The organism is Pseudomonas sp. UMAB-08, assembly GCF_900095225.1.
GTDB lineage: Bacteria > Pseudomonadota > Gammaproteobacteria > Pseudomonadales > Pseudomonadaceae > Aquipseudomonas.
The window spans coordinates 95528-104504 of record NZ_LT607429.1 but is presented as its reverse complement, the minus strand read 5'-3'; the positions used below and the strand labels follow the sequence as shown (position 1 = coordinate 104504).

Genomic DNA, 8977 nt, shown 5'->3' with positions numbered 1-8977 from the left:
ATGATCAGTCGAGAACTATCGCTCGTTGAAAAGCGATAGTCGAGATACAAGGAGCTGACTTGTCTGCGAAGACCATCCAGCGCAGGACCACCTGCCGCACCTCGATCCAACACCCGCCAGCAGGTGATCATGGCGGCAGGGGCAAACCCAAACCTGTCGGAAGCCCGTGCCGGGCTTATTCGCAGACAAGTCAGCGCCTACAAATAATGATCTATTTCAGATGGTTATCGATTGTTTGATAGGACTGTCGCGCAGCAAATCGGGTCAAGGTAGGAGCTGACTTGTCTGCGATAAGGTCGGCACGACCTTCCTGCGGTGGTGAATCCAGCCATTTCAATTGCGTATAAGCTGTTTAACAGGAGCTGTCTTACAGAGGCCGGAATATAGGACGAATGCCCTTACAACCCGGATATGAAGAACACCCCCAGAAATCGCCCCCCGCATTAGCGCCACTTCGGGCGACTCTGATCACCATCGGCTTCCTGCAATGAGGGCAAGCAGGCGCTACCTGTTTAGCTGGGGATGGTTTGGCCGGAGGTTCAGCGACTGGTGGCGCTTTTGCAACCTCAGCAACAATGACCGGCTCCACCCGTTCCTCTACGACAGCCGAAGTAGGCCGCGGCCCTGGACGCTTGGTCGCTGCGATCCATTGGTTCAGCAGCTCCCCATCCACCAGCCGCAGGTTCCGTCCCGAAGCGAACTGCCTCGCTGGCGCTGTAAAGCGGCCGCTGGTGATCACAAATCCGCCCGTCGCACCCTCAGCCGCCATTGCCCCATACAGCTCGCGAACCGTCGGCACGCCAACCTGAAGCGACCGCCACTGCTTGCACTGCACCAGATACTTTTCGCCGTCCTTGCGAGCAACCAAATCGACCCCGCCGTCCGGCCCGTTCCCACCGGTTTCCTGAACGCTAAAGCCCTGATGCCGCAACGCCTCACCCACCAACAGCTCGAACTGCTGCCAGGTAATGCCTTCAAGCGTCTTGCCACCCGGCATCGCGACCGCCGCCAGCAACCGACGCCGTTTACGTCGACCGAACACCGACGCCGCAGCACCGCCGAGAAAAATCAGCGGGACCAGGTACTGGCCGAAGGTGGCGAAAGTTTTGAAGGCAGTGTTGAAGATCATTGAATCCAGGTGTTGCAGGTCCGAATAGATCGGTGTCGAGGCGATGGCGATCGAATGCAGATACATACCTGACGCAATGGCGATCATTGCACTGATCCACCACGGGAGTTTGCTGGCGATGTAAAAGAGGTCTTCGAATGGGGAGGTTTTTTTAGCCATGACTTCGCTTCAGCGGAACTCAAAAAATTCGTAGTGGAGATTACCTTCAGGAATCCCGCTTTCACGCATCAGTTCACGGACGCGTGACATCAAGCCCTTGGGACCACAGAAGCTAACGTGGATCTGTGCCGGATCTGTCTGGGTGGCTGCCTGACGTACGGTTTCAGCCAACTGATCGGCACCCCCGCCATTGCCAACGAACTCGACCCCGCGCTTTTCGGCCATACCTTGCAAAAGCTCGACGCTCGGGAATGCCCGCGACGGATTAAAGCAATAGACCAGAGTGGCATTGTCGAAGTGGCTGGCAGACGTGTCCTGCAGCCAAGAGATGAATGGCGAAATACCGACACCTCCGCCGATCCAGATTTCCCGCTCCGCGCCGGGCTGACGCTTGAAGCGTCCGTACGGTGCATAGATATCTGCAAGCATCCCAACCTTGACCTGATCGCGCAGTTTCTGCGTGTAGTCCCCCAAGGCGCGGATCACAAACTTGATACGGCCACTGTCGGAATGGGCGGCAGCAATAGTGAACGGATGAGGCTCGCGCAAGCCTTTCTCCTTCATGGCCAGGAACGCAAACTGCCCAGCCCTGAACGTAAAGCCGCTATGGATCGGCTCAAGCTCCAGGCTCAGGGAATTCTTGCCTAGGGAAACGGCCGACACCTTGTATTCGCCAGCGGTAGCGATGAAGGGGTAAAGCAGCAGCTTGTAGAACGCCGCGAGCACACCCGCGCCACACAACAGCGCCAACCAGAGGCCGGCGGGATTGCTCAACGTCATAGGCGACTTGAAGCTTAGCCAATGCAGGATGACGATCACAAACAGCGGGCCCGACAGCTTGTGCCACCAGCGCCACAGGCCATAGGGGATATTCCGGTTCAAGGCGAGCAACACAATCATGCCCAGCGCCACGTAACTCAGTTGGCGCACCAGGCGCGTCCAGTATTTAGACATCTCAAGGATCGGCACGCTGTGCCAGACGTCCAGATTGGCCTTGAACACAAAATGGTAAGAGGCAAACACCAGCGCCCAAATACCCAACCATTTATGGGTTTCATAGACCCGATCCAGGCCCCCGAACAACACCTCAACGGCACGCGAGCGACTGGCCAGCAAGGCGGCAACCGCCATATAGGCCAACGCCGCTGTGCCCAGAATCAGACTAAGCGTCGCCGAGGTCAGCCAAGTGTCGGAGGGGATCTCGATGAGCAGGGTCATCGCCGTGATCAGCAGAATACCAACGATACAGTGCCAGCTTTTCAAGGGCGCATGCTCCAGCCATTTACGGCTTTAACGATAATTCTGAATAAATACTGACCGGCAAAACCGGGAGAAAGCAGAATTGAAGTACGGCATGGTACGGCATTGAGTGCTGTGTGACCCTGACCTCGGTCATCGCTTTAGTCAGGTATCTTAATTGGCGCAAGGCTCTGGCCCGGGCTTTATGTGCTCATTTACTCACATCGGGATCTTCGATAATCAAACGATTAAGTCTTTCGTAGAGCGATGCTGTAAACATTTCCCCATCCGCTGACAAATGACAGCGTCGGTGGCAATTCGGGCAGAGTGCGACGGCGTTCGTAGTTCTGTCGCTGCCGTTATCAGCTAAGCGACGAACATGATGGACTTCAAGACAAGGTGCCCCGTCGGTGAGCAAAAACGGTGCATTCTGCCCGCAACCTTCGCATTTCCCTTTTGCGTTTTTGAGCACCCAGTCTCTAACCTTGAGATCACGTTCGTAAGTAGTCGTTGTACTCGTTACGGACTTTGGATATTTGTTGCCTGGTGGCGGTGAGCTTAGGAAGTCAGCAGAGGACTCTTCAGTTTTTTGATTAAGTGATTTGACGTCGGTTGATGCGACGTAGCTAGTTGATGTGGAAACGCCTTTTCTTTCTAGAATCGCCTGGATCTTACTGCGGATGTTTGTTCCTGCGTTATCCCGAGGGACATAGCCCTCGACGCGTCGTAAACCCATAGCAAGAAAGATGCTGGAAAGGTTGTGCATGCGCATCTCTACGGAAGACTTTCCTCGTGCGGAAAGCGCACCTTCACGTAGGTTTCGGTTGATTTCCGCTTTGTTGAACGGCTCAAACATCCTCTCCTTTTGAAGCATGCTGAGGTACGCATCCACAGCGGCCTCAAGCTCCATGTCGCTCCAACGTGTAGATGGTTTTTTGGTCATAACAGCGCCGATATTGAAATGCCAGCGCGAAGATACGTGTAGGACGAATCTGTGTCTATTGAGGGATTTTTCCTACAGAAAATGAGGTGGTGATGTTTGATGGCTTTTCGGCATCATGGTAAAAAGTTTGCTGGATATGTCATCCGCAAGCGAAGGAACTGCCATGAAAAAAATAGGGATAGGATTTGTTGCAGTGCTGTCGCTGCTCTGTGCTTTTTCAGTGTCTGGCAAGGACGCGAAACTTCCCGATTCAGCAATCATCAAGACCCTCATTGACGACTCGATATCGTCATACCCAGGCAATTGTCCGTGCCCATATAATTCTGCGAGAAACGGTAGCCGTTGCGGCAAGCGTAGTGCGTATAACCGCGCCGGAGGGTATGCGCCGCTTTGCTTTAAAGAGGATGTTTCTAAGGAGATGGTTGAGGATTATCGTCGGCGACTGAAGGCATGACCGTATACATTGCTGAAAACTGATTTTAGAGTATTTCTCCCGTCCGTGAGGGCACGGCATCCCGTGGCGCTCTGTCATTGAGTGGTGCCGCTCTTGGCGTGAGCGTGGGGCGTTTGTTATTCAGTCTTCGCGGACAAGTCCGCTCCTACAGGGGATTTGTGTCGGGTGCATCACTGTCAGGCCACCCAAACAAAAAAGCCAGAAGCAACCGCTTCTGGCTTTTCCACTTCAAACATCGCTAAGCAATCAAACCAGAATCAATCCCAGCTCAACGCCCCACCGGTTTGATATTCAATAACCCGAGTCTCGAAAAAGTTTTTCTCTTTCTTCAAGTCCATGATTTCGCTCATCCATGGGAACGGGTTGGTTGTGCCTGGGTATTCTTCTTTCAAGCCAATCTGGCTCAAACGACGGTTGGCGATGAATTTGAGGTAGTCCTCCATCATTGCCGCGTTCATGCCCAGTACGCCGCGAGGCATGGTGTCGCGGGCGTATTCGATTTCCAGTTGGGTGCCCTGGAGGATCATTTGGCTGGCTTCTTCCTTCATTTCAGCGTCCCACAGGTGTGGGTTTTCGATTTTGATCTGGTTGATCACGTCGATGCCGAAGTTCAGGTGCATGGATTCGTCGCGCAGGATGTATTGGAACTGCTCGGCGACGCCGGTCATTTTGTTGCGACGGCCCATGGAGAGGATTTGGGTGAAGCCGCAGTAGAAGAAGATCCCTTCCAGCACGCAGTAGTAGGCGATCAGGTTGCGTAGCAGTTCTTTGTCGGTGTCGACGGTGCCGGTTTCGAACTTCGGATCGGAGATCGAGCGGGTGTATTTGAGGCCCCAGGCTGCCTTTTTGGCGACCGACGGGATCTCGTGGTACATGTTGAAGATCTCGCCTTCGTCCATGCCCAGCGATTCGATGCAGTACTGGTAGGCGTGGGTGTGGATCGCTTCTTCGAAGGCTTGGCGCAGGATGTACTGGCGGCACTCCGGGTTGGTGATCAGGCGGTATACGGCGAGTACCAGGTTGTTGGCAACCAGGGAGTCGGCGGTGGAGAAGAAGCCGAGGTTGCGCATGACGATGCGGCGCTCGTCGTCGGTCAGGCCTTCCGGATCACGCCAGACGGCGATGTCGGCGGTCATGTTGACTTCTTGCGGCATCCAGTGGTTTGCGCAGCCGTCCAGGTACTTCTGCCAGGCCCAGTCGTACTTGAACGGGACCAGTTGGTTGAGGTCGGCGCGGCAGTTGATCATCATCTTTTCGTCAACGGCAACGCGGGCGCTCGCGCCTTCGAGTTCAGCCAGACCTTCGGCGACGTCGAGGCTGTCCAGGGCGGCCTTGGCGCGGATGATCGCGGCAGAGTCGGTGCTTGTGACCGCACGGGCGGCGAGGGCGGCGGCGCCACCGGCGCTGTCGAGGCGGTCCATGTTGGCTTCGTTGGCGTGACCTGCGTTGGTTGCCTTGGCGGCTACTTCGCCGTCTTCTTTATCGAATTCGTCCCAGCTCAGCATGATGTTCGTCTCCTGCGTGAGGGCCAGTCGGTTGGACTGGCCTGTGGATCTTTAGGTGTGTTGCTTGCGTTACGTTTGCTGCACGCAAAAAACATAAAATTATTGTGGGGCTCAGGCGAGAACCTTTGTAGGAGCTGCCGAAGGCTGCGAAGGTTGAAGGACCTTCGGTCCTTGTAACCGCTGGTGCGGTTGATCGCAGCCTTCGGCAGCTCCTACAGGGAATCGCCGGAGTAAGGGCGCCCGCGAGAGGCGCCCGTCTAACTTATTGGCAGGCTTCGCAATCCGGCTCATCAATAGCGCAGGCTTTAGGCACTGGCGCTGGACCGGCAGGGGCGGCGAGTACGGAGTCGTCGCCGTGGTTGCCGCTCGAGACTGCGTTGAGCTTGCTGGTGCTGATGGTCGACTTCTCGGTGCTGGTCGCGGCCAGGGCACGGAGGTAGTAAGTGGTTTTCAGGCCACGGTACCAAGCCATGCGGTAGGTCACGTCGAGTTTTTTGCCCGATGCGCCGGCGATGTACAGGTTCAGCGATTGCGCCTGGTCGATCCATTTCTGGCGGCGGCTGGCGGCGTCGACGATCCACTTGGTGTCGACTTCGAACGCGGTGGCGTACAGGTCTTTGAGTTCCTGTGGGATGCGGTCGATTTGCTGTACGGAACCGTCGTAGTACTTCAGGTCGTTGATCATGACCGAGTCCCACAGGTCGCGAGCCTTGAGGTCGCGAACCAGGTACGGGTTGATCACGGTGAACTCGCCGGAGAGGTTCGATTTCACGTACAGGTTTTGATACGTCGGTTCGATCGACTGCGATACGCCAGTGATGTTGGCGATGGTCGCGGTCGGTGCGATGGCCATGATGTTGGAGTTACGAATACCTTTCTGTACACGGGCACGGACAGGCGCCCAGTCCAGGGTTTCGTTCAGGTCAACGTCGATGTACTTCTGGCCACGTTGTTCGATCAGGATCTGTTGCGAATCCAGCGGCAGGATGCCTTTGGACCACAGCGAGCCCGGGAACGTCTCGTAAGCGCCACGCTCGTCGGCCAGATCGCAGGACGCCTGGATCGCGAAGTAGCTGACAGCTTCCATCGAACGGTCGGCGAACTCGACGGCAGCGTCGGAGGCGTACGGGATGTGCTGCAGGTACAGCGCGTCCTGGAAGCCCATGATGCCCAAGCCGACTGGACGGTGCTTGAAGTTGGAGTTCTTCGCTTGCGGCACCGAGTAGTAGTTGATGTCGATCACGTTATCGAGCATGCGCACGGCGGTGTTGACGGTGCGCTCAAGCTTGGCGGTGTCCAGCTTGCCGTTGACGATGTGGTTCGGCAGGTTGATCGAGCCCAGGTTGCAAACGGCGATTTCGTCCTTGTTGGTGTTCAAGGTGATTTCGGTGCACAGGTTCGAGCTGTGAACCACGCCGACGTGCTGCTGCGGGCTGCGCAGGTTGCACGGGTCTTTGAAGGTCAACCATGGGTGGCCGGTTTCGAACAGCATCGAGAGCATCTTGCGCCACAGATCTTTGGCCTGGATGGTCTTGAACAGTTTGATTTTGCCTGGGTACTGGGACAGGGCTTCGTAGTACTCGTAACGCTCTTCGAAAGCCTTGCCGGTCAGGTCGTGCAGGTCTGGCACTTCCGATGGCGAGAACAGGGTCCACTGGCCGTCATCGAAGACGCGCTTCATGAACAGGTCAGGGATCCAGTTGGCGGTGTTCATGTCGTGGGTACGACGACGATCATCACCGGTGTTTTTGCGCAGCTCGATGAACTCTTCGATGTCCATGTGCCAGGTTTCCAGGTAAGCACAGACCGCGCCTTTGCGCTTGCCGCCCTGGTTGACTGCTACTGCGGTGTCGTTGACTACTTTGAGGAACGGCACGACGCCCTGAGATTTGCCGTTGGTGCCCTTGATGTAAGAGCCCAGCGCGCGAACCGGCGTCCAGTCGTTACCCAGACCGCCTGCGAATTTGGACAGCATGGCGTTGTCGTGGATGGCGTGGTAAATGCCCGACAGGTCATCCGGTACGGTGGTCAGGTAGCAGCTGGACAGCTGTGGACGCAGGGTGCCGGCGTTGAACAGGGTTGGGGTCGACGACATGTAGTCGAAGGACGACAACAGGTTGTAGAACTCGATGGCGCGATCTTCTTTGTTCTTCTCTTCGATCGCCAGGCCCATGGCCACGCGCATAAAGAAGATCTGCGGCAGTTCGAAACGCACGCCATCCTTGTGGATGAAGTAACGGTCGTACAGGGTTTGCAGGCCCAGGTAGGTGAACTGCTGATCGCGCTCGTGGTTGATCGCCTTGCCCAGTTTTTCCAGGTCGAAGGTGGCCAGAATCGGGTTCAGCAATTCGTGCTGAATGCCTTTGGCGATGTAGGACGGTAGAGCCTTGGCGTACAGGTCGACCATTTCGTGGTGAGTGGCGCTGTCGGCCACTTCCAGGAAGCTCAAGCCTTCGGCACGCAAGGTGTCCATCAGCAGGCGAGCAGTCACGAACGAGTAGTTAGGCTCGCGCTCTACCAGGGTGCGAGCGGTCATCACCAGCGCGGTGTTGACGTCTTTCAGCGCTACGCCGTCGTAGAGGTTTTTCAGGGTTTCGCTTTGGATCAGGTTCGCATCGACTTCTTCCAGACCTTCGCAGGCCTCGGTGACGATGGTGTTCAGGCGACCCATGTCCAGCGGCGCAAGGCTGCCGTCGGCGCGGGTGATGCGGATCGACGGGTGCGCTTGTACCGGTTCGTCGATAGAGCGAACAGCCCGCTCTTTGGCGCGCGAATCACGGTAGATCACGTAGTCGCGGGCGACTTTCTGTTCGCCGGCACGCATCAGGGCCAGTTCGACCTGATCCTGGATTTCTTCGATGTGGATAGTGCCGCCCGAAGGCATGCGACGTTTGAACGTGGCAGTGACCTGTTCGGTCAGGCGCGCAACGGTATCGTGGATACGCGACGAGGCGGCAGCTGTGCCGCCCTCAACTGCGAGAAACGCTTTGGTGATGGCGACGGTGATTTTGTCATCGGTGTAAGGAACGACAGTGCCGTTGCGCTTGATCACGCGCAGCTGACCAGGTGCCGTAGCGGACAGATCCTGATGGGATTCGCCAGCCTGCGGCGCAGTGGCCTGCGGGTTCTCGCGGGTTGTGTCGGTTTGCATGGGTGTCTCCACGTTCTCTATGTTTGTTTGGGCACTGAATACGTGCCCACCGTTCCGTCTTGAGGCAGTCAGCCGACAAACGCCAGCTAGAAAGACTTCAAAACGGATAAGGAAGGCTTTTGCCGCCATTCCCTGGCTTTGAAGTCGATGGTTTCGGGCCAATGCCCGCTACCGGAAATCTTTTGGAGGATGCTCGCTATTTGTTGCAACACGTGTGCCGTTTTGCCCCGATGATTGAGGCAGAGCAGCGGCCATCCGCATCAGCGGTTGGTGTACTGAAAAATGCTTAAGTTCAACCAAACTGACACAAGAAAACTGCTTGAGTTTCTCGATTGAAATGTGTTTGGTTTTTGGTCGAAAACCCTACATGTAGGGTTTTTTTCGCCGCGACATACAA

At 56.2% G+C, this 8977-nt stretch carries 7 protein-coding genes; 1 reads left to right on the top strand and 6 read right to left on the bottom strand.

Annotated elements, in window-relative coordinates; all coding sequences use genetic code 11:
• Positions 1–367 precede the first annotated feature (367 nt).
• The 4 genes from K0F75_RS21410 to K0F75_RS21395 all read right to left on the bottom strand — a co-directional run bounded on the left by K0F75_RS21410 (position 368) and on the right by K0F75_RS21395 (position 3731).
• Positions 368–1288 (bottom strand): restriction endonuclease, encoded by a 921-nt coding sequence (locus K0F75_RS21410; RefSeq protein ID WP_219063968.1) that lies wholly within the window; start codon positions 1286–1288, stop codon positions 368–370.
• A 9-nt stretch (positions 1289–1297) separates the two neighbouring features.
• Positions 1298–2551, bottom strand: a complete 1254-nt coding sequence (locus K0F75_RS21405; RefSeq protein ID WP_219063967.1) for a ferric reductase-like transmembrane domain-containing protein — start codon at positions 2549–2551, stop codon at positions 1298–1300.
• A gap of 187 nt (positions 2552–2738) precedes the next feature.
• Positions 2739–3470 (bottom strand): HNH endonuclease, encoded by a 732-nt coding sequence (locus K0F75_RS26080; protein ID WP_219063966.1) that lies wholly within the window; start codon positions 3468–3470, stop codon positions 2739–2741.
• Positions 3471–3542: 72 nt separating this feature from the next.
• The gene (locus K0F75_RS21395) at positions 3543–3731 is read right to left on the bottom strand and encodes a hypothetical protein (RefSeq protein ID WP_219063965.1); all 189 of its coding nucleotides are present in this window, start codon (positions 3729–3731) and stop codon (positions 3543–3545) included.
• Between K0F75_RS21395 and K0F75_RS26075 the strand changes: the two genes are divergently transcribed.
• Complete coding sequence (locus K0F75_RS26075; protein WP_306823068.1) at positions 3664–3924, top strand: hypothetical protein; 261 nt, start codon at positions 3664–3666, stop codon at positions 3922–3924. The two genes, K0F75_RS21395 and K0F75_RS26075, sit on opposite strands and share 68 nt — an antisense overlap.
• A 257-nt stretch (positions 3925–4181) precedes the next feature.
• On the opposite strand, the gene K0F75_RS21390 is transcribed toward K0F75_RS26075, so the two are convergent.
• Together K0F75_RS21390 and K0F75_RS21385 are read right to left on the bottom strand one after the other, a co-directional pair.
• A complete protein-coding gene (locus K0F75_RS21390; RefSeq protein ID WP_219063964.1) occupies positions 4182–5429 on the bottom strand; it encodes a ribonucleotide-diphosphate reductase subunit beta in 1248 nt (415 codons plus the stop codon).
• Positions 5430–5691: 262 nt separating this feature from the next.
• Entirely contained in the window at positions 5692–8580 is a 2889-nt protein-coding gene (locus K0F75_RS21385) for a ribonucleoside-diphosphate reductase subunit alpha (RefSeq protein WP_219063963.1), read from the bottom strand.
• Between the last annotated feature and the right edge of the window lie 397 nt (positions 8581–8977).

Bases quoted from the DNA above. Each gene is read 5' to 3' on its own strand.
- K0F75_RS21410 (WP_219063968.1), bottom strand. From the start codon at position 1,288: ATGGCTAAAAAAACCTCCCCATTCGAAGACCTCTTTTACATCGCCAGC.
- K0F75_RS26080 (WP_219063966.1), bottom strand. From the start codon at position 3,470: ATGACCAAAAAACCATCTACACGTTGGAGCGACATGGAGCTTGAGGCC.
- K0F75_RS21395 (WP_219063965.1), bottom strand. From the start codon at position 3,731: ATGATTGCTGAATCGGGAAGTTTCGCGTCCTTGCCAGACACTGAAAAA.
- K0F75_RS21390 (WP_219063964.1), bottom strand. From the start codon at position 5,429: ATGCTGAGCTGGGACGAATTCGATAAAGAAGACGGCGAAGTAGCCGCC.
- K0F75_RS21385 (WP_219063963.1), bottom strand. From the start codon at position 8,580: ATGCAAACCGACACAACCCGCGAGAACCCGCAGGCCACTGCGCCGCAG.